Source organism: Nocardia sp., from assembly GCF_025465275.1.
In the GTDB taxonomy this organism is placed as follows: domain Bacteria; phylum Actinomycetota; class Actinomycetes; order Mycobacteriales; family Mycobacteriaceae; genus Nocardia.
The window spans coordinates 130,464-154,827 of the sequence record NZ_JAODNK010000051.1 but is presented as its reverse complement, the minus strand read 5'-3'; the positions used below and the strand labels follow the sequence as shown (position 1 = coordinate 154,827).

The 24,364-nt window shown below is 67.0% G+C and carries 23 protein-coding genes; 10 read left to right on the top strand and 13 right to left on the bottom strand.

All coding sequences use genetic code 11. The features are described 5' to 3' along the window. Nucleotides 1-3 precede the first annotated feature (3 nt). Entirely contained in the window at nucleotides 4-1,227 is a 1,224-nt protein-coding gene (locus tag JWN03_RS11955) for an arylsulfotransferase family protein (RefSeq protein WP_297613782.1), read from the bottom strand. A 170-nt stretch (nucleotides 1,228-1,397) separates the two neighbouring features. Further along, complete coding sequence (gene recO, locus JWN03_RS11950; RefSeq protein ID WP_297613781.1) at nucleotides 1,398-2,165, bottom strand: DNA repair protein RecO; 768 nt, start codon at nucleotides 2,163-2,165, stop codon at nucleotides 1,398-1,400. A gap of 160 nt (nucleotides 2,166-2,325) precedes the next feature. Between recO and JWN03_RS11945 the strand changes: the two genes are divergently transcribed. Beyond that, the gene (locus JWN03_RS11945) at nucleotides 2,326-2,832 is read left to right on the top strand and encodes a methylated-DNA--[protein]-cysteine S-methyltransferase (protein ID WP_297613780.1); all 507 of its coding nucleotides are present in this window, start codon (nucleotides 2,326-2,328) and stop codon (nucleotides 2,830-2,832) included. 81 nt (nucleotides 2,833-2,913) lie between these two features. Continuing rightward, nucleotides 2,914-4,332 carry an amidase gene (locus tag JWN03_RS11940; protein ID WP_297613779.1) on the top strand — a complete coding sequence of 473 codons (1,419 nt, stop codon included), beginning with the start codon at nucleotides 2,914-2,916 and terminating at the stop codon, nucleotides 4,330-4,332. A gap of 248 nt (nucleotides 4,333-4,580) precedes the next feature. On the opposite strand, the gene era is transcribed toward JWN03_RS11940, so the two are convergent. The 6 genes from era to JWN03_RS11910 form a co-directional block, all read right to left on the bottom strand. After that, complete coding sequence (era, locus tag JWN03_RS11935) at nucleotides 4,581-5,525, bottom strand: GTPase Era (protein ID WP_297613778.1); 945 nt, start codon at nucleotides 5,523-5,525, stop codon at nucleotides 4,581-4,583. Beyond that, nucleotides 5,522-5,932 carry a cytidine deaminase gene (locus JWN03_RS11930; protein ID WP_297613777.1) on the bottom strand — a complete coding sequence of 137 codons (411 nt, stop codon included), beginning with the start codon at nucleotides 5,930-5,932 and terminating at the stop codon, nucleotides 5,522-5,524. The genes era and JWN03_RS11930 overlap by 4 nt, the downstream gene beginning before the upstream one ends. Beyond that, on the bottom strand, nucleotides 5,925-7,247 hold the full coding sequence (locus JWN03_RS11925) for a hemolysin family protein (protein ID WP_297613776.1): 1,323 nt from the start codon (nucleotides 7,245-7,247) through the stop codon (nucleotides 5,925-5,927). Before JWN03_RS11925 ends, JWN03_RS11930 begins: the two co-directional genes overlap by 8 nt. Further along, the gene (gene ybeY / locus JWN03_RS11920; RefSeq protein WP_297613775.1) at nucleotides 7,244-7,810 is read right to left on the bottom strand and encodes an rRNA maturation RNase YbeY; all 567 of its coding nucleotides are present in this window, start codon (nucleotides 7,808-7,810) and stop codon (nucleotides 7,244-7,246) included. Before ybeY ends, JWN03_RS11925 begins: the two co-directional genes overlap by 4 nt. Before the next feature lie 22 nt (nucleotides 7,811-7,832). Further along, on the bottom strand, nucleotides 7,833-8,891 hold the full coding sequence (locus JWN03_RS11915; protein ID WP_297613798.1) for a PhoH family protein: 1,059 nt from the start codon (nucleotides 8,889-8,891) through the stop codon (nucleotides 7,833-7,835). A gap of 186 nt (nucleotides 8,892-9,077) precedes the next feature. Then, a complete protein-coding gene (locus JWN03_RS11910; protein WP_297613774.1) occupies nucleotides 9,078-9,980 on the bottom strand; it encodes a LysR family transcriptional regulator in 903 nt (300 codons plus the stop codon). 101 nt (nucleotides 9,981-10,081) lie between these two features. On the opposite strand from JWN03_RS11910, the gene JWN03_RS11905 reads away from it, so the two are divergent. Next, complete coding sequence (locus JWN03_RS11905; protein WP_297613773.1) at nucleotides 10,082-11,308, top strand: MFS transporter; 1,227 nt, start codon at nucleotides 10,082-10,084, stop codon at nucleotides 11,306-11,308. An 83-nt stretch (nucleotides 11,309-11,391) separates the two neighbouring features. Here JWN03_RS11905 and JWN03_RS11900 read toward each other — a convergent pair whose 3' ends face one another. The 5 genes from JWN03_RS11900 to hemW all read right to left on the bottom strand — a co-directional run bounded on the left by JWN03_RS11900 (nucleotide 11,392) and on the right by hemW (nucleotide 16,918). Then, the gene (locus tag JWN03_RS11900; protein ID WP_297613772.1) at nucleotides 11,392-12,132 is read right to left on the bottom strand and encodes a 16S rRNA (uracil(1498)-N(3))-methyltransferase; all 741 of its coding nucleotides are present in this window, start codon (nucleotides 12,130-12,132) and stop codon (nucleotides 11,392-11,394) included. A 4-nt stretch (nucleotides 12,133-12,136) separates the two neighbouring features. Then, nucleotides 12,137-13,285 (bottom strand): molecular chaperone DnaJ, encoded by a 1,149-nt coding sequence (gene dnaJ / locus JWN03_RS11895; RefSeq protein WP_297613771.1) that lies wholly within the window; start codon nucleotides 13,283-13,285, stop codon nucleotides 12,137-12,139. A 35-nt stretch (nucleotides 13,286-13,320) separates the two neighbouring features. Next, a complete protein-coding gene (gene hrcA / locus JWN03_RS11890; RefSeq protein ID WP_297613770.1) occupies nucleotides 13,321-14,361 on the bottom strand; it encodes a heat-inducible transcriptional repressor HrcA in 1,041 nt (346 codons plus the stop codon). 147 nt (nucleotides 14,362-14,508) lie between these two features. Continuing rightward, nucleotides 14,509-15,654: an epoxide hydrolase family protein gene (locus JWN03_RS11885; RefSeq protein ID WP_297613769.1), complete on the bottom strand. Its 1,146-nt coding sequence runs from the start codon at nucleotides 15,652-15,654 to the stop codon at nucleotides 14,509-14,511. Between the two features lie 58 nt (nucleotides 15,655-15,712). Continuing rightward, nucleotides 15,713-16,918: a radical SAM family heme chaperone HemW gene (hemW, locus tag JWN03_RS11880; protein ID WP_297613768.1), complete on the bottom strand. Its 1,206-nt coding sequence runs from the start codon at nucleotides 16,916-16,918 to the stop codon at nucleotides 15,713-15,715. Nucleotides 16,919-17,357: 439 nt separating this feature from the next. Here hemW and JWN03_RS45465 point away from each other — a divergent pair, with 439 nt between their 5' ends. The 7 genes from JWN03_RS45465 to JWN03_RS11850 all read left to right on the top strand — a co-directional run bounded on the left by JWN03_RS45465 (nucleotide 17,358) and on the right by JWN03_RS11850 (nucleotide 24,323). After that, on the top strand, nucleotides 17,358-17,450 hold the full coding sequence (locus JWN03_RS45465; RefSeq protein WP_354835468.1) for an Ms4527A family Cys-rich leader peptide: 93 nt from the start codon (nucleotides 17,358-17,360) through the stop codon (nucleotides 17,448-17,450). Nucleotides 17,451-17,572: 122 nt separating this feature from the next. After that, nucleotides 17,573-19,363 (top strand): nitrite/sulfite reductase, encoded by a 1,791-nt coding sequence (locus JWN03_RS11875; RefSeq protein WP_297613767.1) that lies wholly within the window; start codon nucleotides 17,573-17,575, stop codon nucleotides 19,361-19,363. Nucleotides 19,364-19,378: 15 nt separating this feature from the next. Beyond that, nucleotides 19,379-20,089 (top strand): phosphoadenylyl-sulfate reductase, encoded by a 711-nt coding sequence (locus JWN03_RS11870; protein ID WP_297613766.1) that lies wholly within the window; start codon nucleotides 19,379-19,381, stop codon nucleotides 20,087-20,089. After that, entirely contained in the window at nucleotides 20,086-21,021 is a 936-nt protein-coding gene (cysD, locus tag JWN03_RS11865) for a sulfate adenylyltransferase subunit CysD (protein WP_297613765.1), read from the top strand. Before JWN03_RS11870 ends, cysD begins: the two co-directional genes overlap by 4 nt. After that, complete coding sequence (locus JWN03_RS11860; protein ID WP_297613764.1) at nucleotides 21,021-22,307, top strand: sulfate adenylyltransferase subunit 1; 1,287 nt, start codon at nucleotides 21,021-21,023, stop codon at nucleotides 22,305-22,307. The genes cysD and JWN03_RS11860 overlap by 1 nt, the downstream gene beginning before the upstream one ends. A 325-nt stretch (nucleotides 22,308-22,632) precedes the next feature. Further along, entirely contained in the window at nucleotides 22,633-23,406 is a 774-nt protein-coding gene (locus JWN03_RS11855; RefSeq protein ID WP_441342973.1) for a sirohydrochlorin chelatase, read from the top strand. A 269-nt stretch (nucleotides 23,407-23,675) separates the two neighbouring features. After that, complete coding sequence (locus JWN03_RS11850) at nucleotides 23,676-24,323, top strand: HAD family hydrolase (protein ID WP_297613763.1); 648 nt, start codon at nucleotides 23,676-23,678, stop codon at nucleotides 24,321-24,323. Nucleotides 24,324-24,364 lie beyond the last annotated feature (41 nt).

The window sequence follows — 24,364 nt, the reverse complement described above, 5'->3', positions numbered from 1 at the left end:
GTGTCAGGAGATCGGCCAGGTGTCCAGGTAGGCGCGGTAGGAGCCGAAGGGGAGGGACGCGTCGTAGAGCAGCTCACCCGAAGGGGAGAACTCGGAGATGCGCGGGACCATGCCCCAGCTGACCAGCGTATTGCCGTTCGGAAGGGCTTGGGCATTGCCCATGGCGAAGGTCGTCAGCTTGTCGGGATGCTGCTGGTTGCGAACCAGGGTGGCCTGCTTGGCGATCGGATCGATGTGGATCCACTCGACGCTGGAGGGGCCGCGCGACTCCAGGCCGTCGGAGTTGTTGTTGAACAGCCGCAGGGTGGAGGCATCGCTGAATTCGGCATCGTGCTGGAAGGCGAATTCGATATCCGGGCTCGCGGTGAGGGTCGGATTCTTACCGCCAAGCTGCCAGAGAATAGTGCCGGTGCGCGGGTCGATGTCGTAGACCGCCGCCGTATTCCGCAGTGACACAACCAGATTGCCCGACGAATCGAGACTGATGGAATTCATGTGGTACGGGTCGTACACGTCGCCGCCCAGTTTGCCCGGCGTCTCGGACTCGGCCAGCGGCACATGCTCGGCCGCACTCCAGTGCGAGATTTCCTTACCCGTCGCGACATCCATCACCACGGCGACGGTGTCGAACATCTTGCCGTCCACCGGCCCGCCGATGGCGGTGAGATCGGCATTCACCTGCGGATAGGAGGTCAGCAGGGCGCGACCGTCCGGGGTCAGCCGGAACTCGTGCACATCCGCGCCCGCCCCACCCGGATCCACCGTGGTGATGACATTGAAGTTCTCATCCGCGATCACGCCCACGCCCGACCCGTGCCCGGCCACCGTGCTGCCCTGCCACCAGGTGAGCACCTTCCGGCCCTGATACACCTGGCTGCGGAAGTTCGAAACATCCTGTCCCGCAGGCGGAGTGAACCGCTTGATCTCCCGCCCCGAGCGATCGGCGATGACATTCGCCGGCTGCCCACCCGGCAGCACCTGCGCGACAGTCCCGAGCCCCGGCACCAGCGCTGCCGCACTCACACCGCTGGTGTAGTAGATGTAGCCGTCGGCAATCCCCGGCTGCTGCACCTTGACCGAGTAGGTCAGCCCGCCGAACGGCAAACTCGGCGGCACCGGATCGGCCGCAGCGGGAACGGCGACGATAGCGGCGGCAAGGGCGCCGGCGGCGAGGGAAATCGGTATGCGGCGCAGCGAGCCGCGCGGGGACTGTCGGGAGGCAAACACGTAGAGAACTTTAGGCTCGCTAATGGTGATAGTCGCTGTATCGAATCTCACTGATCCTGAACCACATCCGAGTACCACCCAGTGAGACTCCCAGGGTTATCCGGCCGAAGCCCCCCAACTCGCCCAAGCCTGGAAGAAATGGCGGGTCCGAGCCCTGAGACAACTGTGGATCAGCCGACTGCGGCGGATTCGACTGCTTCGTGGGGGCGGGTGCGCTCGATCAACGGCAGAGTTCGGAGTTGGCGTTCCAGGTGCCATTGGAGGTGGGCGGCTATGAGGCCGCTGGCCTGGCGGCGCATATTGTCCGGAACCGCTTGTACGCCGGACCAATCGCCGCGATTGAGGGCGCTCATGTGTTCCAGGACGCCGACCATGGGGGTGGCGGAGCCGGGGGGACGGCAGTGGACACAGACCGCGCCGCCTGCGGCCACGTGGAAGGCGCGGTGCGGGCCGGGGGTGGCGCAGCGGGCGCATTCGTCGAGGGAGGGCGGCCAGCCGGAAAAACCCATGGCGCGCAAGAGAAATGCGTCCAGGATCAACTCGTGCGGGCGATGACCGAGAGCGATGGCGCGCAGTGCGCCCGCGGTGAGGGTGTGCAGGCGGGGCGCGGGGGCGCGCTCCTCACCGGCGAGGCGTTCCGCGGTTTCCAGCACCGCGCAGGCGGTGGTGTAGCGGCCGTAATCGGCGACGATATCGGAGGCGAAGGCCTCCACTGTGTGCACCTGGGTGACAACATCGAGATTGCGACCGGGATGCAGCTGCACATCGATATAGGCGAAGGGTTCCAGCCGCGCCCCGAATTTGGACCTGGTCCGGCGCACACCCTTGGCGACCGCGCGCACCAGACCGTGCTGGCGGGTGAGCAGCGTGACAATACGGTCGGCCTCGCCCAGCTTGTGCTGGCGAACCACTACCGCATGGTCTCTGTACAACTGCACCGCAACAGTCTCGCACGCCCTCCCGACCGAATGCGCCCGCACCGCTCGCGTCTTCGAAACCGCTGTTCGTGAGGCCAGCGACATGTCCGAATACCGCCGGTCAAGCCCGGCCGGCTGGGGCAGATTCGATAGCGGAACGACAATCGAGAGGAGACCGGACATGACCGTGTACGCGAGAATCGACAGCCCGCTCGGCGCCCTGCTGCTGGCCGGAGAACGCTCGGAGACCGCGCCGGGTGGGATCGCCCTGACCTCTCTGTCCGTGCCGGGACAGCGAGGCGGAATCGCCGTACGACCCGAATGGATCGAGGACGCCTGCGCGTTCGTCCCGATCGCGGTTCAGCTGCGGGCGTACTTCGCCGGCGTCGACACCCGCTTCGATATCGAATTCGCGGACAGCGGAACCGATTTCCAGCGGCGCGTATGGCGGGCGCTCGACGAGATCCCGTACGGCGTCACCGTCACCTATGGCGAGATAGCCGCACGGATCGGAGCGCCGCGTGAGCGCGTCCGCGCCGTGGCGGCCGCAATCGGCGCGAATCCGCTGCTCGTGGTGCGGCCCTGCCATCGGGTGATCGCAGCGGGCGGTTCACTCACGGGCTACTCCGGCGGACTGGAACGCAAACAGCAACTGCTCGAGCTCGAGCAGGTCCTCCTGCCTGTGTGAATGCGCGGCGCCATCCTCGCTGGACGTGTGACCAGAATCGCGCTACGTTTCCCAGCGAACGGCAGGGAGACGGGACTCACCATGACGACGGCGTCGGTAAACGAACTCGGGCTGGCGCAACTCGCGACAGCATTGACACAGGGGAAGATCACCTCGATAGCGGCGACGACCGCCGCGCTCAATGCGATCGACGCAAGTCAGGCCGGGCTCAATGCATTTCGGATCGTGCGGCGCGAACAGGCGCTGATCGAAGCCGCTGACGCCGACCGCCGGCTCGCCGCCGGGGAGCGCGCGCCGCTGCTCGGAGTTCCGCTGGCCATCAAGGACGACACCGATATCGCCGGTAGCCCAACGGCTTTCGGATGCGGCGGCGACTTCCCGGTGAAAACCGAAGACGCCGAATCGGTTCGGCGACTGCGGGCCGCCGGTGCGGTGATCGTCGGCAAGACCAATACCTGCGAGCTCGGGCAGCTGCCGTTCACCAGTGCGGAGGCCTTCGGGCACACCCGGAATCCGTGGAGCGCCGAGCACACGCCGGGCGGCTCGTCCGGCGGTTCGGCGGCGGCCGTCGCGGCCGGATTGGTGCCCGCCGCACTGGGTTCCGACGGTGCGGGCTCCGTGCGCATCCCCGCGGCCTGGAACAATCTGGTGGGCATCAAACCGCAGCGCGGGCGCATTTCCACCTGGCCGCTGCCCGAGGCGTTCTACGGCCTCACCGTGAACGGGCCGCTGGCGCGCACCGTCGCCGATGCCGCGCTACTGCTGGACATCGCCGCCGGACCGCACCCGGGTGATCTGCACACCCCGCCCGCCGTGCGCGTCTCCGAGGCGGTCGGCCGCGATCCGGGCCGGCTGCGCATCGCGCTCTCGCTGCGAACTCCGTTCACCGCCATCAAGACCGAACTCGATCGTGAGGTACAGGCGCGGGTGCACGCGACCGCCGATGCCCTGCGCCGCCTCGGCCACGAGGTCACCATCGCGGATCTGCACTACGGCGTACTGCTCGGCGCGACCTTCCTCCCCCGCTCCATGGTCGGCATCCGCGAGGTCCTGAACCGCATGCCCGGTGCCGAGGTCGACCCGCGCACCACACACAATGCGCTCACCGGCCGCATCCTCTCCCCCGCGCTCTTCGCCGCCCGCCGGGCAGAACCCTTGCTGCGCAGGCGAATCGGCCGCTTCTTCGACAACTACGACGTGGTCCTGGCCCCCACCACCGCCACCCCGCCGCCCGGTGTCCACGACATCGACAACATCAGCTCCTGGGCCACAGACCAGCTCATCACCACCGCCTGCCCCTACACCTGGCCCTGGAACGTCCTCGGCTGGCCCTCGGTCAATGTCCCCGCAGGCTTCACCGACACCGGCCTCCCGGTCGGCGCCCAACTCATGGGCCCCGCCAACTCCGAACCCCTACTCGTCTCCGTCGCAGCCCAACTCGAAGCCGAACTCGAGTGGCACAAACACCGGCCGACGCCCTGGTGGAACCCCGCCGCCTGACCCACCCCGTCGCATGAGTCACCCCGCCGCATGAGTCACCCCGCCGCCTGACCCACCCCGCCGCATGAGTCACCCCGCCGCCTGACCCACCCCGTCATCCCGGCGCGTTTTTGGCCGGGATCCAGACCCGATGCGGCTCAGCCGAGTTGGGTGGATCCCGGCCAAAAGCATGCCGGGATGACGGGCGGGGATGCCCCCAAGCTTCCGCAGATTCCGCAGGTTCCGTGAGTCCGGGGGCTGCGGCGGAATCAGAAGCCGAGCTTGCCGAGCTGTTTGGGGTCGCGCTGCCAATCCTTGGCGACCTTGACGTGCAGGTGCAGGAAGATGCGGGTGCCGAGGATCTTTTCGATCTGCAGGCGGGCGTTGGTGCCGATCTCCTTGAGGCGAGCGCCGCCGCGGCCGATGATGATGGCCTTCTGGCTGGGGCGCTCCACGTAGAGCAGCGCGTGCACGTCGAGCATGCCCTCGTGCGTGCGCGTGCCGTCGGTCGCCGTGTCCTCGTTCTCCTCGCGCTCGAGCACATCCTCGATCACGACCGCGAGCGAGTGCGGGAGTTCGTTGTCCAGACCCTCCAGCGCCGCCTCGCGAATGAGCTCGGCCATGAGGGTTTCCTCGGGCTCGTCGGTGAGGTCGCCGTCGGGGTAGAAGGCCGGGCCCTCGGCCATCTGCGAGGCGATGACATCGACCAGGACCTCGACCTGCTCACCCTTCACCGCCGAGACCGGCACGATTTCCGAGGCCGGACCGAGTAGTTCGGAGAGCAGTAAAAGCTTCTGCGCGATCTGATCGCGGCTCACCTTGTCGATCTTGGTGAGCACCCCCATGAGCTTGGTCTTGGGAGCCATCAGCCGGATCTGCTCCACGATCCAGCGGTCGCCGGGGCCGATCTTCTCATCCGCCGGAATGCAGAGGGCGATCACATCGACCTCGGTATACGTATCGCGCACCAGGTCATTGAGCCGCTGACCGAGCAGCGTGCGCGGCCGGTGCAGGCCGGGGGTGTCCACCAGAATGAGCTGCGCGTGCTCGCGGTGCACGATGCCGCGAATGGTGTGCCGGGTGGTCTGCGGGCGCGACGAGGTGATGGCGATCTTCTGCCCCACCATGGCATTGGTCAGTGTGGACTTGCCGGTATTCGGCCGTCCCACGAAACACACGAAGCCCGAACGGAATACGTCTTTGCTGCTGCTCACTCGAATACCTCCGACTCGGTCTCCAGATCGAAGCCCTCAGGAATGCCCGTCCGCTGTGCCGGGTCGCCTTCGACCGGCTCCTCCACTACCTCGAACACCGCGCCCTTGGCATCGGTGAAAACGATCCGCGCCGCCGCCGACACCTCACGCACCGCCGGGATACCGGGATCGGAGAACCGGCCCGCCACCACTACCGCGGCCTCGAAACCCTCTGCGCCACTGGAGATCGCGGCCGCCACCGCCGCCTGCAAAGCCGTCAGCTTCAAACTCGCCAGACCCACCTCACCGGCAGCGTAGGTGCGCCCATCGGTATCGCGCACCGCCGCGCCCGCGCTGCCGCCGGTGCGGCCCATCGCGCCGCGCGCGAGGATCAACAGCTTGTTGTCCTCGGCATCCAGTTCAGTCATCGGTCTCTCCATCTTCCAGTGCGCCGTCCGGCTTACCTTCGGCCGCTTCGTTTTTGGTCTTCTCCGGGGCTCGCCGCACCACCACCGTGTGCACGCGCACCCGGCCGCGCGCGTCCGAGCCGCCCTCACCCCGCAATTGCAAGCCGTGGATCACAGCCTTGGAACCCGGCAGCGGCACGCGGCCCAGCGCATGCGCGAGCAGGCCGCCGACGGTGTCGACGTCTTCGTCGTCGATCTCCAGACCGAACAGGTCGCCGAGGTCCTCGACCGGAAGTCGCGCCGAGACACGGTATTTCCCGTGCCCGATCTCCTCGACCGGCGCGGTCTCGTCGGTGTCGTATTCATCGGCGATCTCGCCGACGATCTCCTCCAGTACATCCTCGATGGTGACCAGCCCGGCAATGCCGCCGTACTCGTCCACCAGCACCGCCATATGGTTGCGGTGGCGCTGCATTTCGTCGAGCAGCGCATCCAGGGGCTTGGAGTCCGGTACGAAGATCGCCGGCCGCATCACCTCGCGCACATGCACCTTCTTGGCCCGATCCGCATACGGGACAAGGTCTTTCAGATACACGACACCGAGAATGTCGTCGACGTTCTCCCCCACCACCGGAATTCGCGAATGACCGGACCGTACCGCCAGCGACATCGCCTGCGCCGCAGTCTTATCCGACTCGATCCAGACCATCTCGGTACGCGGGACCATGACCGCGCGGGCGGCCGTCTCGCCGAGTTCGAACACCGACTGGATCATGCGGCGTTCCTCGGCATCCACCACACCGCGCTCACCGGCCAGATCCACCACTTCGCGCAGCTCGATCTCGGAAGCGAAGGGGCCGTTGCGAAATCCCCTACCGGGAGTGATCGCATTACCGAGCAGAATCAGCAATCGGCTGATCGGGCCGAGCAGCGTGCCGATGGCCTGCAGCGGCAGCGAGGCGCCCAGCGCCAGCGAATACGCGTGCTGGCGACCCAGCGTGCGCGGCCCGACACCGATGACCAGATAGTCCACCAGCACCATGACGGCCGCGGTGACCACCAGCGCCGTCACCTCGGGCAGCCAATCCATGAGCACCGCCGCCAGCAGCACCGTCGAGGTGATCTCGCACAGCACGCGCAGCAGCACCATGAGGTTCACATAGCGCGGCCGATCGGCGATGATGCGCGCCAATCGCGCCGCACCCGTCCGATCGGCCCGGACCAGATCGTCCACCCGCGCAGGGGAAATCGTATTCAACGCCGAATCCAGCGCGGCGAACACACCGCCGGCGGGCACCAAAATTATCGCCAGCAGCAAGAGGACGAACGAATTCACGCGGGATCCAGCGGATCACCGGGTGCGGTGAATCCGGTCTTACCCAGCAGTCGTGCATCCCGTTGTGCATCACGTTCGGCGAGCTCGGCGCGGTGCTGCGCCTCGCGCACGCTCTCGTACCAGCCTTCGAGCAGCGAGGCCTGCAGCGCGAACATTTCCTTCTCCTCCTCCGGCTCGGCATGGTCGTAGCCGAGCAGGTGGAGGACGCCGTGCACGGTCAGCAGGGCGAGTTCGTGGTCCATGGCATGGCCGGCCTTCTCGGCCTGCTGCGCCGCGAATTCGGGGCACAGCACGATATCCCCGAGCATGGACGGGCCGGGCTCGGCGGCGTCGGGACGCCCGCCGGGCTCCAGCTCGTCCATGGGAAAGGACATGACATCGGTCGGACCCGGCAGGTCCATCCAGCGCATGTGCAGGTCTGCCATGGTGTCGAGATCGACCAGCACCATCGACAGCTCGGCGGCCGAATGCACATCCATCTGACCGATCGCGAACCGCGCGACGCTGATCAGTTCCTCTTCGGATACTTCGATACCCGATTCGTTGGCGATCTCGATACTCACCCGCCCAGCCTATCGGCCGAGCTCAGTGGCGCCCCTCCCGGCTCGCTGCACGCCGCTGCGCCCGGTTGCCCGGGTAGTGGGCGACCTGCGGGCGAGTGTCGTTCTCGTACCGGTCGTAGGCGTCCACAATCTCCGCGACCAGTCGGTGACGAACCACATCACTGCTGGTCAGGTAGGAGATCGCAATATCGTCGACATCCGTCAGGATCTCGGTGGCCGCCCGTAGTCCCGAGCGGGCACCGGTGGGTAGGTCCACCTGACTGACATCGCCGGTCACCACCATTTTCGAACCGAAGCCCAGGCGGGTGAGGAACATCTTCATCTGCTCGGCAGTGGTGTTCTGCGCCTCGTCCAGAATGATGAACGCGTCATTGAGCGAGCGACCACGCATGTACGCCAGCGGCGCGACCTCGATGACACCCGCGGCCATCAGCTTCGGAATGGCCTCGGGATCCATCATGTCGTGCAGCGCGTCGTAGAGCGGGCGCAGGTACGGGTCGATCTTGTCGTTGAGCGTGCCGGGCAGGAAGCCCAGCCGCTCACCCGCCTCGACCGCCGGCCGCGTGAGAATGATGCGGCTGACCTGTTTGGCCTGCAGCGCCTGCACGGCCTTCGCCATGGCCAGGTACGTCTTACCGGTACCGGCCGGACCGACGCCGAACACGATGGTGTGCTTGTCGATGGCATCGACATAGTGCTTCTGGTTCAACGTCTTCGGCCGGATGGTCTTGCCGCGCCGGGACAGGATGTCGAGGCTCAGCACCTCCGCCGGAGAGTCCGAGGAACCCTCGGTGAGCATCGAGTAGGTGTGCCGCACGGCTTCCGGCGTGACCACCTTATTGCGGGCGGTCAGCGCCACCAGCTGGGCGATGACACGTTCCGCGAGGGCGATGTCGGCCGGTCTGCCGGTCAGCGTGACGGAATTGCCGCGCACATGGATATCAGCATCGAGAAGCCGCTCGAGTTCACGCAGGTTCTCATCGGCCGAACCCAGGAAGCCGAACACCGACTCCGGTTCCAATTCGATGCTGGAACGAACGGTCCGGCCCGCCGGCCCGGACCCATTGTCGCCGGCGCCGATGCCTGCCGTAGGGGCACTCTGATCGCCGATTTCGCCTGGTGTTCTCAAAAGTCGCTATGGCCTGCTTCCCGGTCTCGAGCGCTACTTCTTTGATGGAAGTTTACCGCCGACCACCGACACCGCCCAGTGAATAGATCGCTACCAGCAGCGGTGACACGCGACCGTCGCGCCCTCGCGGCCTGGACGTTATTCGATTCCGGGCCGCACCTGGGCCCAGTCGAAGGTGAAATCCCGGAAACGGCGCACCGCCTCCGAGGGCGTCGCGGCGGTCGACCACACCAGGCCGACCTCGCGCATCGCCTCCGGATCGACGAGCGGCACCAGCGCGGGATCCGGTTGCGGGCCACCCATCGGCGGGTACTCCAGCGGCAGTATCGAAACCCCCAGACCCACTGCGACCAGGCCCGCGATCGTGGCCAGATTGCTGCACTCGAAACCGATGCGGGGTCGGAAATCGGCTGCGGCGCAGAGCTCGTCGAGGACGCGGCGCATGCCGAATCCGGGATGCATGGCAATGAATTCGGCGTCCGCGACCTCCGCGAGGCGCACCTGCCGCCGGGTAGCGAGGCGGTGGTCGGGCGGCACGGCGAGCGCCAGGCGCTGGCGCAGCAGCGGCCGCCACCCCACCCCGGCGGCCGAGGGTCGCGGAGATACCAGCCCGAGGTCGGCGGTGCCGTCGAGGACGGCAGCGGTCACCACATCGGCGGCGTCCTGATTCAGCGTGAAGGTGATGCGCCCGGAGAGGCGGCGAAAGCCCGCGATGAGTTCGGGCACCACCCGCGCGCCCAGGGAATGCTGGAATGCCAGTCGCACCACGCCTTTTGCGGGATTCGACAGATCGGCGAGTTCGCGTGCGGCGGCATCGAGTTCGGCCTGGGCGCGGCGGGCGTGCTCGTAGTAGACGCGGCCGAAATCGTTGAGGGTCAGGCGTTTTCCGTGCCGGTCGAAGAGCAGCACGCCCAGGCGGCGTTCCAGGCGGGCCAGCATGCGGGAGAGCGTCGGCTGGGTCAGATGCAGTCGCTCGGCGGCGGCACCGACGCGTTCGAGCTCGGCGAGCGTGATGAACCAGTGGAGATCATCACTCGGCATCGTCGACCTCACTCCCGATAGCTCGGCTAATACCGTCAACGCATCAGCTCGGACATCATTATGCATTTCCTTTCGAAGCACCGCGCGCCCATGCTCGGCAGATGACCACCGCAGCCGCTCGCGCTCCCCTCGACACCGCTGCGCACGAGCGTCGAATCACGGTCGCGCTCTTCGCCGCCGGGCTGACGACCTTCGCCTCGATGTACAGCGCGCAGGCGCTGCTGCCGAGTCTGTCGGCGGCCTTCGGTGCCACACCGGCTCACGCGGCTCTGGCGGTATCGCTGACCACCGGACTGCTGGCGGTGGCGATCGTGCCGATGAGCGTGCTGTCGAACCGGTTCGGCCGGACTCGCATGATGATCGGCTCGGCGCTGGCGGCCAGTGTGATCGGGCTGCTGCTGCCCTTCAGCCCGTCGCTGGGGGTGCTGCTGGCCGGGCGGGCGGTGCAGGGCGTGGCGCTGGCCGGGGTGCCCGCGGTGGCGATGGCGTACCTGGCCGAGGAGATCGGCGCGGCCGGGCTGGGCGCGGCCATGGGCGTCTATGTCGCGGGCACCACCGTGGGCGGCCTGGCCGGGCGGCTCATCCCGGCCTTCACTCTCGAAGTGGGATCGTGGCGGTGGGGTCAGGCGACCGTCGCGGTGGCGGCGGCGCTGTGTGCGGCGATGTTCGTGCGAATGCTGCCGCCGTCGCGCCGATTCAGCGCTCGGCCGCTCGATATCCGCACGCTCACTGCCGATTTCGCGGGTCACCTGCGGGATCGCACGCTGCTGCCGCTGTTCGCACTGGCCTTCGTCATGATGGGCGGGTTCGTCTCGGTCTACAACTTCCTCGGCTACCGGCTGACCCGCGATCCGTTCGGATTGTCCGCTGCCACCGTGGGATTGGTGTTCGTGCTGTATCTGGCGGGCACTGTCACCTCCGCGGCGGCGGGCCGGATGACCGACCGGCACGGACGGTCCCGGGTGCTCGCGGTATCGATTCTCGCCATGGGCATCGGCCTGGCGCTCACCCTGCCCGACTCGCTGCCGATCATTCTGCTCGGCGTACTGCTGTGTACCGCAGGCTTCTTCGCCATCCACGCGGTGGCGAGCGGCTGGGTCGGCAGCGCGGCCACCGGCAATCGCGCCGCCGCTTCGGCGCTGTACCTGTTCGCGTACTACCTCGGGAGTTCGATCGCCGGCGGGGTCGGCGGGATCGCCTACGGCCGCTACGGCTGGACCGGACTCACCGCGTACGTCGCGGTCCTGCTCGTACTCGCCGCCGCACTGGTGGGAGTACTCATCACCCGATCTCGCGCGGCCTCGGCGGACGAAATAGCGCGCGGCTGAAGATGTTCAGCGGACCGGTTCCATCAGCGCGGGGCAATTGCCTACTTGTGCGGAATCACTGCCTACCAGCGCTTAGTCAATGCCTACCAGCGCTTAGTCAATGCGCCGAGCGCACCCAGCGCGACCGCGGCAGCGGTAGAGGTGCGCAGCACGGTCGGGCCGAGCAGCACGATATCCGCGCCTGCCTCGGCCAGTGCCTTCAGTTCGGAATCGTCGAGGCCGCCCTCGGGGCCGACGATGAGCACGACCTCGGCCACGCTGTCGAAGGAAAGCTCGGTGAAGCGCCCCGCCCCGGATTCGTGCAGGGCGGCGACAATCGCACCGCCAGACTTGGCTTCTCGCACCAGCGTCACCAGATCGCGGGTGCTGTGCAGATCGGCCACATCGGGGATGTACGCGCGGCGAGACTGGCGGGCGGCGGACTTCGCGGCGGCACGCCATTTCTCGACTGCCTTGTGCGCCTTGTTCTCCCAGTTGGAGACGCAGCGGGAAGCCTGCCAGGGCACGATGGCATCGGCCCCGGCCTCGGTCATGAGTTCGACCGCCAGTTCGGAGCGGTCGGACTTCGGCAGCGCCTGCACCACGGTCACCTGCGGGGTCGCCGGTTCGGCGACCCGGCGCTCGAGCACCTTCAGTTCGAGTCGATCCTTCTGGGCCGCAACCACTTCCGAATCGGCGAGAATCCCGTGCCCGTCGGAGAGCGTGATGGGCTCGCCGACCCGGATGCGCCGGACGGTCGCCGCATGGCGACCCTCCGGGCCGTCGAGGACGGCGGTGGCACCCGGCTCGGGGATCTCGTCGAGGTAGAAGACGGTGGCGGCCAAGGGATCAGCGTCCGCTGAAGGAGGCTCGCAGCCGCGCGAACAACCCACTGTTGTGCTCGGACTGGGTCGAGAGCACCTCGGTGCGCTCATTGGGGCGCATGGCCTTGTACTTGCGCATGAGATCGGACTGCTTGGAGTCCATCTTGGTCGGCACCACGATATCGAGGTGCGAGATCAGATCTCCCCGCGAATTGGCGCGCAGCTTGGGCATGCCGTGGCCGCGCAGCACCGATACCTCGCCCGGCTGGGTGCCGGCCGGGATGGTGAGCTCGACCGGGCCGTCGAGGATGGTGTCGATGACGACCGTGGTGCCCAGCGCCGCGTCCACCACGGGTACCCGGATGGTGCAGTGCAGGTCGTCGCTGTCGCGCACGAAGGTGTCGTGCGGCTGCTCCACGATCTCCACGTAGAGGTCACCGGCGGGACCGCCGCCGGGGCCGACCTCACCCTGTGCGGCGAGGCGCACGCGCATACCGCTCGCGACACCGGCCGGAATCGGCGCGGCGATCTCGCGGCGTGCGCGCACCCGGCCGTCGCCACCGCACTTGCGGCAGGGATCGGGGATGGTCTCGCCCGCGCCGCGGCAGGTGGGGCACGGCCGCGAGGTCATGACCTGGCCTAGGAAGGACCGCTGCACCGTCTGCACTTCACCAGCGCCGCCGCAGGTTTCACAGCGGACGGGCTTGGAGTTGCCATTGGTGCCCGCACCGATGCAGACATCGCAGATGATCGCGGTGTCGACGGTCAGGTGCTTGGTGACACCGACCGCGCACTCTTGCAGTGAGAGGCGGGTGCGCAGCAGCGAATCCGCTCCCGGCTGCACCCGGCCGCGTGGTTTGCGCGGGTTGGAGGTGTTCATCCCGCCGAAGAAGGCTTCGAACACGTCGCCGAGGCCGCCGAAACCGGCGCCGGAGAATCCGCCGCCCGCTCCGCCGGACTCCATGGGGTCACCGCCGAGGTCGACAATGCGGCGCTTCTCCGCGTCGGTCAGCACCTCGTAGGCGGTCGACACTTCGCGGAACCGCTCCTGAGCCTCCGGTTCCGGGTTGACGTCGGGATGCAGTTCACGCGCCAGCTTTCGATAGGCGCGCTTGATCTCCTGGTCGGTCGCGTTGCGTGCGACGCCGAGCAGTGCGTAATAGTCCCGTGCCACTTGTGCTCTCTAGTCCGTTTCGTCTCTCCGCTTGCTCACCGTTCGGCGAGCACCTCACCGATATACCGGGCCACGGCTGCCACCGAGGCGATGGTCCCCGGATAGTCCATGCGGGTCGGGCCCAGCACCCCCATACCTCCCAGAAGGGTACCGGGCCTCCCGTATCCGGTGGACACCACCGCCGTTCCACGCATCTGTTCGAGCTTGGTTTCCTCACCGATCTGCACGGTGACCGTACCCGGCTGCTGTGCCGCTGCCAGCAACTTCAGCACGATCACCTGCTCTTCGAGGGCCTCGAGCACCACGCGCAGCGAGCCCGGAAATCCGTTCCCGGCGAAGTCGCCGGCATTGCGTGTGAGGTTCGAGGTACCGCCGAGGACAAGTCGTTCCTCGGGATGTTCGACGAGGGTCTCCACGAGCAGTGTGGACACCCGGATGAGGACGTCCCGCAGCCGCGCGGGCGAATGTTCGGGCAGTTCGGCCACCGAGGCGGAGGCGGCGGCCAGGCGCTTGCCCTCCATGGCCTTGCCGAGCATGCCGCGCAGGGCGGCCAGATCCTCTTCACCGATGACATTGCCCAGATCGACCAGGCGCTGATCGACGCGACCGCTGTCGGTGATGACCACCAGCAGCAGGCGGGCGGGATTGAGCGCGACCACCTCGATGTGCCGGACCATGGAGGCCGACACCGTCGGGTACTGCACCATGGCGACCTGACGGGTCAGCTGCGCCAGCAGGCGCACGCCCCGGCGCAGCACGTCATCGAGATCGACGCCGCTCTCCAGGAACTCCATGATCGCCCGCCGCTCGGCATTCGAGAGCGGCTTGACCTCGGAGATGTGATCGACGAACTGCCGGTAGCCCTTATCGGTGGGGATACGACCGGAACTGGTGTGCGGCTGGGCGATATAGCCCTCGGCCTCGAGCACCGCCATGTCATTGCGCACAGTCGCGCTGGAGACGCCCAGATTGTGCCGTTCCACCAGGGTTTTGGACCCTATCGGCTCCTTGGTCGATATGTAGTCCGCGACGATCGCTCGCAGGACTTCGAGCCGTCGCTGCTCCGTGGTCGCCATCGGCCCCACCTCCTCGCTCGCCGTCGGGTTCGCCGCGCAGGCCTGTGGGGCATATTCGCAGGAATTCCCAGATGTTCCCGCCAGTTTAGTTGGCCGTTCGCAGATTGCCTGTACGCCGCCGTTCCGGCGAGGGCCGGGCGGATGGCGTCAGGCGAGCAGATCGGTGAAGAAGGAGCGGATATCGGCGGCCAGCAGATCGGGGGTCTGCATGGCGGCGAAGTGGCCGCCGGTGTCGAACTCGGTCCAGCGCACGATGGTATTGAGCTGCTCGGCAAAGCGGCGGATGGCCATATCGCCGGCGAAATTGGCGACCGCGGTCGGAACCCGGGAGTGCGTGGGCTGATTCGGGGAGTGCAGCGATTCGTAGTACAGCTGGGCCGACGAACCGCCGGTCTCGGTGAACCAGTAGATCGAAATTCCGGCCAGCATGTGATCGCGATCCAGGCGCTCCTCGAGCGTGCCCGCGGCGCCGGTCCAGGCGTGGAACTTCTCCACAATCCAAGCCAGCTGTCCGGCCGGGGAATCGTTGAGAGCGAAGGCGAGCGTATGCGGCCGGGTGCCCTGGATCTGGTAGTAGCCGCCGCCGTCGGAGAGGAATTCGCCTATGAGCGTGAGCTTTTCGCGTTCCGGCTCGGTGAGCGCGGCGGCTGCGTCCGAAGGCAGCTGGCCGTGCGGGATGAAGCCCCAGGTGGCGGCATTGACGTGCACACCGATCACCCGGTCGGCATCGAGGCGGCCCAGATCGGGGCCGATGAACGCGCCGAAGTCGCCGCCCTGCACGCCGTAGCGCGGATAGCCCAGGCGGCGCATGAGTTCCGCGTAGGCGAGCGCGATGCGCGGACTGTCCCAGCCCGGATCCGGTGCGGGACCGGAGAATCCGAAATTGGGATGCGAGGGAATGATGAGATCGAAAGCGGGACCGCCGTCCTCGGGATCGGTGAGCGGTTCGATCACCTCGAGGAACTCCAGCACCGAACTCGGCCAGCCGTGCAGCATGATCAGCGGGATGGCGCCGGAACGGTGAGATCTGATGTGCAGGAAATGAATTCGCGTGCCGTCGATCACCGTTGTGTATTGGGGATAGGAATTGAGCCTTTTCTCCCAGGCGAGCCAGTCGAATCGCCGCGCCCAATAATGCGCTAGGTCCCGCAGATATTCTACCGGTACCCCGCGTGCCCACCCGACGCCGGGAACCTGTGCAGGCCAACGGGTTTCACTCAACCGTCGGCGGAGATCCCGCAGTTGTGCCTGCGAGATCTCGACCCGAAATGGAACAATATCCTCGTCGAACATAGCGATGAACGCAGCGTAACCCCGCACCCCGGCACCCGTGGGGGATTACCGAACGCGCTCAGGTGAGCAGGGTGCGCACCACCGCGTCGGCCAGCAGCCGCCCGCGATCGGTCAGCACCAGGCGATCGCCGCGCCGCAGTGCCAGGCCGTCGGCGACCACGCGCGCCGCGGCCACACGACCATCGGCATCGAGGTCGTCGAGGGGCAATCCGGTGCGCAGCCGGGCGGTGAGCATGACCCGCTCGGTGTAGCGCTCCTCATCGGTCAGCGCCTCCCACCCCGCCGCCGGCAATCCGCCGTCCGCCACCCGATCCGCATAGCGCGCAGGGTGTTTCACGTTCCACCACCGCACCCCACCGACATGACTGTGCGCACCCGGCCCCGCCCCGAGCCAGTCGCCGCCGTCCCAGTATCCGAGGTTGTGCCGACAGCGCGCGCCGTCGTTCGCGGCCCAGTTGGAGACCTCGTACCAGCGCAGCCCCGCCGCCTCCAGCCGCGAATCGATGCGCTCATAGCGCGCGGCCAGCACATCGTCATCCGGAGCGGGCAGCTCACCGCGCCGCACCCGCCGCGCCAGCGCGGTGCCGTCCTCGACGATCAGCGAATACGCGGACACATGATCGACCCCGGCCGCGAGCACCGCATCCAGGCTGGCATCCAGATCAACGTCCCGCTCCCCCGGCGTCCCATAAATAAGGTCCAGATTCACATGCTCGAACCCCGCCGCCCGCGCCTCCCGAGCGGCCGCGACCGCCCGCCCCGGCGTATGCGTCCGATCAAGCACCTTCAGCACATGCAACGCCGCCGACTGCATCCCCAGCGAAACCCGCGTGAACCCACCCTCGAGCAGCCGCTCGAAGAACTCCGGCGAGGTCGACTCCGGATTCGACTCGGTCGTCACCTCGGCATCAGCGGCCAGCGTGAAGTTGTCCCGAACCGCGCTCAGCACATTCGCCAGCCCGTCCCCACCGAGCAGCGACGGCGTCCCCCCACCCACGAAAATAGTTTCCACCTGCGGCGTCGCCGTCGGAAACGCATCGAATCGCGCTGCCGCAGTAGCCAATTCCCCCCGAAGCGCCTCGAACCACGACTGCGGCGAAGCGGAAGTCCCCAACTCCCCGGCCGTATAGGTATTGAAATCGCAGTACCCGCACCGCGTCGCACAGAACGGCACATGAACGTAGATCCCGAACGCCCCGCCCCCGAAGTCGCTCAGCACCGGCACGGACTGATCGGTGATGGCGGGGTCGACGGTCTCGGTCATGCCTCCAGTGTGACGAGTCACGTGGGTCACATCACCGGCACCTCGGCCGCCCGGTCGACACGGCCGGTGGCACAACGTTTTCGCCGGATTATCGCCGTGGGCACTTGTGATTGTGCTGGTCGCGGTCTTGGTGTTCTTTTATGCCCTGGTCAAGCTTGTCGTCCCAAAGCACACTCCGCGATCTGGCGTCGTGTTGATCGTCCGTTTGCTGCCTCCGAGGATCGAGGTCCGGTACGGGACCGATACGCCGCTGGCCGACGGCGATCGGAGAACCGAGGCAGACGTCGAGGCGCCAGTGGCTCGCCCAGTAGTTCGATTCGGTCGTGATCTATGAGACCTGTCACAAATGGGGCATGGTATCCAGGGGATTTCCCTTGAAAGTCCGGAAAATATCGGCGGACGGTCGGAACAGCCTGTCTGAGGTGGCACAATAAGCTCCATGACAGGACTCGGAGTGCGACTCGTGGCGCGGCGCCACGTCGACTTCAAGCGTGTCTGCAGCGCGAGCTGTCTGCCCGGAAGCCTCCGGTAGATCAGCTCCCCCTTCTTCCCGGATCGATGTCATTCTTCGACGTCGAAATCGCCGGTTCGCTGATATCGGAAGCGTGAGTCAGCCCCTCTCGCCTGCCCGCAAGACCTTCAGGAGCGACCCCTATGACGTCGAGCACCGACGCCGACAGTTCCGGATCAGCTCGTCCCACCCGGCCCGAACGGCCTGCTGCGGAACGACGCGTGCGCCCGGATCGCCCCCGTTCGGACGCGCCTGCCGCGCCCCGCGAGCGCACCGGAAAGCCGGTGCAGCGCAGATCGGAAGGGCAGTGGGCGCTCGGCTACCGCGAGCCGCTCAATGCGAACGAGCAGAGCAAGAAGGACGACAACCCGCTCAATGTGCGGGCGCGCATCGAGAACATCTACTCGAAGCAGGGTTTCGACTCGATCGACAAGGGCGATCTGCGTGGCCGCATGCGCTGGTGGGGTCTGTACACCCAGCGTGAGCAGGGCTACGACGGCACCTTCACCGGCGATGAGAACATCGACATTCTCGAGGCCCGGTACTTCATGATGCGGGTGCGCTGCGACGCCGGCGCACTGAGTGCGCAGCAGTTGCGCACCCTCGGCCAGATCTCCACCGAGTTCGGCCGCGATACCGCCGACCTGTCGGACCGCGAGAACGTGCAGTTCCACTGGATCGAGATCGAGAACGTCCCGGAGATCTGGCGGCGGCTCGAAGCGGTCGGCCTGCAGACGACCGAGGCGTGCGGCGACTGCCCGCGCGTGGTGCTCGGCTCGCCGCTCGCCGGTGAATCCTTCGGCGAGGTGCTCGACCCGACTCCGGCCATCGACCAGATCGTCGAGCGCTATATCGGCAAGAAGGAGTACTCCAACCTGCCGCGCAAGTTCAAGACCGCCATCTCCGGTCAGCAGGATGTGGTGCACGAGATCAATGACATCGCCTTCGTCGGTGTCGAGCATCCCGAGCACGGACCCGGCCTGGATCTGTGGGTCGGCGGCGGCCTGTCCACCAATCCGATGCTGGCGCAACGGGTCGGCGCGTGGGTGCCGCTCGACGAGGTGCCGGATGTGTGGGAGGCCGTGGTCTCGCTCTTCCGCGACTACGGATACCGCCGGCTGCGCACCAAGGCGCGGCTGAAGTTCCTGGTCAAGGATTGGGGCATCGAGAAGTTCCGCGAGGTGCTCGAGACCGAGTACCTGAAGCGCAAGCTGATCGACGGTCCCGCGCCCGCGAAGCCGGAGCGTCCCATCGACCACATCGGGGTGCAGAAGCTGCGCAACGGTCTCAATGCCGTCGGCTTCTCCCCCATTGCCGGTCGCGTCTCGGGCAGCATCCTGAGCAAGGTCGCCGACATTGTGGAATCCATCGGCTCCGACCGGATTCGGTTCACCCCGTACCAGAAGCTCATCGTGCTCGACGTGCCCGAGGACAAGGTCGAGTGGCTCATCGAGGAGCTGAAGCCGCTGGGCCTGCACGGGCGTCCGTCGCAGTGGCGGCGAAATCTGCTGGCGTGCAGTGGTATCGAGTTCTGCAAGCTGTCCTTCACCGAGACCCGCAAGCGGTCCCAGGTGCTGGCGCCGGAGCTCGAGCAGCGGCTGGCCGATATCAATGCCCAGCTCGATGTTCCCATCACCATCAATATCAACGGGTGCCCGAACTCCTGCGGCCGTTCGCAGATCGCGGATATCGGCTTCAAGGGCATGCTCGTCGACGATGGCGAGGGGAATCAGATCGAGGGGTTCCAGGTTCACCTCGGTGGCAGCCTCGGACTCGACAGCGGCTTCGGCCGCAAGCTGCGTCAGCACAAGGTGACGAGCATCGAGCTCGGCGATTACATCGAGCGCGTGGTGCGCAACTTCGTCAAGAACCGTGACGAGAGTGAGCGTTTCGCGGTGTGGGCTGTCCGCGCCGATGAAGCAGACCTGCGGTAGTTGGAGGAGACAGCAATGACCACAACAAAACTTGCCGAAGCAGACCTGCGCGCACTCGCGGAGCGGGGTGCGGCCGAACTCGGGCCGGACGCCACCGCGCAGCAGCTGCTGCAGTGGACCGAAGAGAACTTCGGCGCCGATTACATCGTCGCTTCGAATATGCAGGACGCGGTGCTGGTACAGCTGGCCGCGCAGGTACATCCGGGTGTGGATGTGCTGTTCCTGGATACCGGCTACCACTTCGCCGAGACCATCGGCACGCGGGACGCGGTCGAAATGGTGTACGGCGTGAACATCGTGAATGTGCAGCCGGAAAACACTGTGGCGCAGCAGGATCAGCTGCTGGGCAAGGATCTGTTCGCTCGCGATGCCGCCGAATGCTGCCGGCTGCGCAAGGTAGTGCCGCTGGGCAAGTCGCTACAGCCGTACAACGCGTGGGTCACCGGCATCCGCCGCGTGGAGGCCCCCACCCGCGCCAATGCGCCCCTGATCTCCTATGACGAGGGCTTCGGGCTGGTGAAGATCAATCCGATCGCCGCCTGGTCCGACGATGAGATGGCCGCCTATATCGAGGCCAATGGCACTCTTGTCAATCCCCTTGTGGAGGAGGGATATCCGTCCATCGGTTGCGCTCCGTGCACACGGAAGCCGGAACCGGGATCCGATCCGCGAAGCGGCCGCTGGGCCGGCCTCGCCAAGACCGAATGCGGGTTGCACGCCTCATGAGCGCTTTCATTTCCGAGCCCCCCGTCCTCGCCGCGCACGAAGAGTTCGACACTCTGGCCGCGCTGGAGAGCGAATCGATCCACATCTTCCGCGAGGTCGCGGGCGAATTCGAGCGACCGGTAATCCTGTTCTCCGGTGGCAAGGACTCCACGGTGCTGCTGCACCTGGCATTGAAGGCGTTCTGGCCTGCGCCGCTGCCCTTTTCGCTGCTGCATGTGGATACCGGGCACAATCTCGACGAGGTGCTCGCCTTCCGCGATCATGTGGTGCAGAAGTACGGCCTGCGGCTGCACGTCGCCTCCGTCGAGGAGTACCTCGCCGACGGACGGCTGACCGAGCGGCCGGACGGCATCCGCAATCCGCTGCAGACGGTGCCGCTGCTGGACGGCATCGCCGAGCACCGCTTCGACGCGGTCTTCGGCGGCGCCCGCCGCGATGAGGAGCGTTCGCGCGCCAAGGAGCGCATCTTCTCGCTGCGCGATGCCTTCGGACGCTGGGATCCCAAGCGGCAGCGGCCCGAACTGTGGAACCTGTACAACGGCAAGCACGCTCCGGGTGAGCATGTGCGCGTCTTCCCGCTCTCCAACTGGACCGAGCTGGATATCTGGCGCTACATCGCCCGCGAGGACATCGAGCTGGCCAGCATCTACTACGCCCACCAGCGCCCGGTGTACCAGCGCGACGGCATGTGGATGACCCCCGGCGTGTGGGGCGGCCCGGCCGAGGGCGAGGAGCTGTCGGTCAAGTCGGTGCGCTACCGCACCGTCGGCGACGGATCCACCACCGGCGCAATCATTTCCGATGCGGCCGACAATGAGGCGATTCTCGCCGAGGTGGCGGCCTCCCGGCTCACCGAACGCGGCGCGACCCGTGGAGACGACCGTGTCTCCGAGGCCGCCATGGAAGACCGTAAACGAGAGGGCTACTTCTGATGTCCGACCTACTCAGACTGGCCACCGCCGGCAGTGTCGACGACGGCAAGTCCACCCTGGTCGGACGTCTGCTGTACGACACGAAATCGGTGCTGGCCGACCAGATCGACGCGGTCACCCGCGCCTCGGTCGACAAGGGGCTGTCCACTCCGGACCTGTCGCTGCTCGTCGACGGCCTGCGCGCCGAGCGCGAGCAGGGCATCACCATCGATGTGGCGTACCGCTACTTCGCCACGCCCGCACGGTCTTTCGTGCTCGCCGATACCCCGGGGCATGTGCAGTACACCCGGAACACGGTGTCCGGCGCGTCCACCGCGCAGCTGGTGATCCTGCTCGTGGATGCCCGCAAGGGTGTTATCGAGCAGACCCGTCGCCATGCCGCCGTCATGGCGCTGCTGGGTGTGCCGAAACTTGTGCTCGCCGTGAACAAGATCGACCTGGTCGATGATCCGGCCGGCGTGTACGCACGCATCGTCGCCGAATTCTCCGAGCTCACAGCCAAACTCGGCTGGGACCCTCAGGATGTCGTGGAGATTCCGGTCTCCGCGTTGCACGGCGACAACGTCGCCTCGCGCTCGGCGAACACCCCGTACTACACCGGCCCCTCGCTGATCGAGCACCTGGAGTCGGTGCCCGCGGATGCGGACAGCACCCGCCACGAGGTCGGCCTGCGATTCCCGGTGCAGTACGTGATCCGGCCGCGCACCGCCGAATACCCGGACTACCGCGGTTATGCGGGTCAGGTCGCGGCGGGCACCGTACGCAAGGGCGACGCGGTCGTCGTCCTGCCGTCCGGTACCCGCACCACCATCGAGCGCATCGACACTCCCAATGGTGAACTGGCGTACGCACAGCCGGGCCGCAGCGTGACACTGATCCTGGCCGACAATGTGGACGTCTCGCGCGGCGACACCATCGCCGCCGCCGATGACGCCCCCGAGCCGATCGATACGTTCGACGCCACCGTGTGCTGGCTGGGCGACAAGCCGCTGCGCCCCGGTGCGCGATTGCTGCTCAAGCACGGCGCCCGCACCACGCAGGCCATTGTCGGCGCACTCATCGAGCGCTTCGACGAGCAGCGCCTGGCCGCCGACCCGAACCCGGAGTCGCTGGCGCTCAATGACATCGGCCGCATCTCCATCCGGGTCGCCGAACCCATTGCCGCCGACGACTACAGCGTCAACCGCTACACCGGCAGCTTCCTGCTGATCGACCCTGCAGGCGGCAATACCCTGGCCGCCGGCCTGGTCGGTGACGCGCTGACCAAGGTCGAGGTCGGGGCCTGAGATGAATTCGCCTGTCAGCGGCGCCGTTCCGGCGGCCCCGCCGCCGGTCGCGCCGCCGCAGGCGGACATTCGGACCGACGTGATCGCGGCCGCCGCGATCTCGAAGGCGGACGAACGCCCGAGCACCGGCACATGGTCCAGCGGCCCACCCGAGCAATCGGCGAACCCGCTTCCTGGAGCATCTGTGCGGTGGGCGGCCGCACCGCCGGTCTCGGTGCGACAGAACTACATTCGGCCGCGCCCGACGTATACGGCCGAGCAGAGCACAGCGGGCTCCACAAAAGCGGCGAGACTTTCTGCCAGCGCGGCGACACCGCAGGAGCTCGTGGCGGGCCGGACCATCGGCACGCGACCGGCTCTGATTGCGGTGGCGCACGGCAGCCGTGATCCGCGCTCGGCGGCGACCATGTACGCCGTCGTGGAGCAGCTCGCTGCCGCGCGGCCGGATCTGGATGTGCGGCTGGCCTTCCTGGACCTGAACGCACCTTCGGTGGATCAGGTCGTGGATGCCGTTGCGGCCGATGGTCATTCCCATGCGGTGGTGGTTCCACTGCTGCTGGGCAGCGCTTTTCACGCCCGCATCGATCTGCCGGGGATGCTGGCCGCCGCGCGGGCCCGGCATCCGCGAATGCAGCTGACGCAGGCCGATGTGCTCGGGGCCGATACGCGAGTGATTGCGGCCCTGCGTGATCGAGCGCGGGAAGCCTTGGCCGTCTCCTCGTTGGGCCGAGGCCTCCCGGCTCGTTCGCGACTGGGTATCGCTATGGCCGCTGTCGGCTCGTCCTCGGCGGCGGCGAATGCGCGCACCGCGCAGATCGCACAGCGACTGGCGGCAATCACCGGCCTCCCCACCGAAATATGCTTCGCCACCACCGAACCCAGCCTGCCCGAAGCGGTTTCGGCACTCCGCGCGCGCAGCGTGGACCACATCCTGGTCGCCCCCTGGTTCCTGGCCCCCGGACTTCTCACCGATCGGCTCGAAGCAGCCGCGCCGAACCTCGTGCACGCCCGCACCATCGGCGCCCACCCGCTCCTGACCGATGTAATCCTGGACCGCTATACCACCGCATCGGCACTACCACTGAAGCTCACAGCCTGACCCGGTCCCACTCCCCGATCACCCCGAAGGGCTGAACAACCTGCACGCCGAGAGGAACGGGCCAGGCAGCTGCCGCGCACAACCTTGTTCGCCGCGCAGGAAACAGCGTTCGATTTCGTGCGCGGCCGACGAGATCGTGCGCGAGTGGCGAGATCGTGCGCGGGGGCCGGGGCAGATCTGCTGGTGGGCCGCGACCGGTATCGGATTCGTGAATGCGGAGCACTGAGATCCCGGCCATCCGGCACGGCGGCGCCCGATAGGCTGGGCCGATGATCAAGGCTGTGGTGTTCGATGTGGGCGAGACGCTGATCGACGAGACGCGGATCTGGAGCCGGTGGGCCGATCGGCTCGGGATCCCCCGCTTCGCGCTGCTCGGGGTGATCGGCGGCATGGCGGCGACCGGCAGGCCGCTGACCGACGCCTTCGAACTACTGCTGCCCGGAGTGGATCTGGACAAGGAGCAGGTCAGCTGGGCCATGGACGAACCCGAAAGCCTGCGCAACAATTTCGATGCCGACGATCTCTATCCGGATGTGCGGCGCGCCCTGGCCGGGCTGCGCGAGCGCGGGCTCAAGGTGATCATCGCGGGCAATCAACCACCGCAGGCCAAATCGGCGCTGGAGAAAATGAAGCTGCCCGTGGACGCGATCTACACCTCGGCGGAGTGGGATCTGGAGAAGCCCGATCCCAAGTTCTTCCTGAAGGTCGCCGAGGTGGCGGGCGTCGGGGCCGGCGAGATCTGCTACGTGGGCGACCGGGTGGACAACGACGTGCTGCCCGCGAGCGGTGCGGGCATGATCCCGGTACTGATTCGCCGCGGACCCTGGGGCTACCTGCACGCGGAGCTGCCGCAGAGTGCGTACAGCATTGTCGTGGACAGCTTGGACGCACTGGCCGATCTGATTGCGCCGGTCTGACTTCCGATTTACATGACACATCAACTCAACGTCTGATTTCC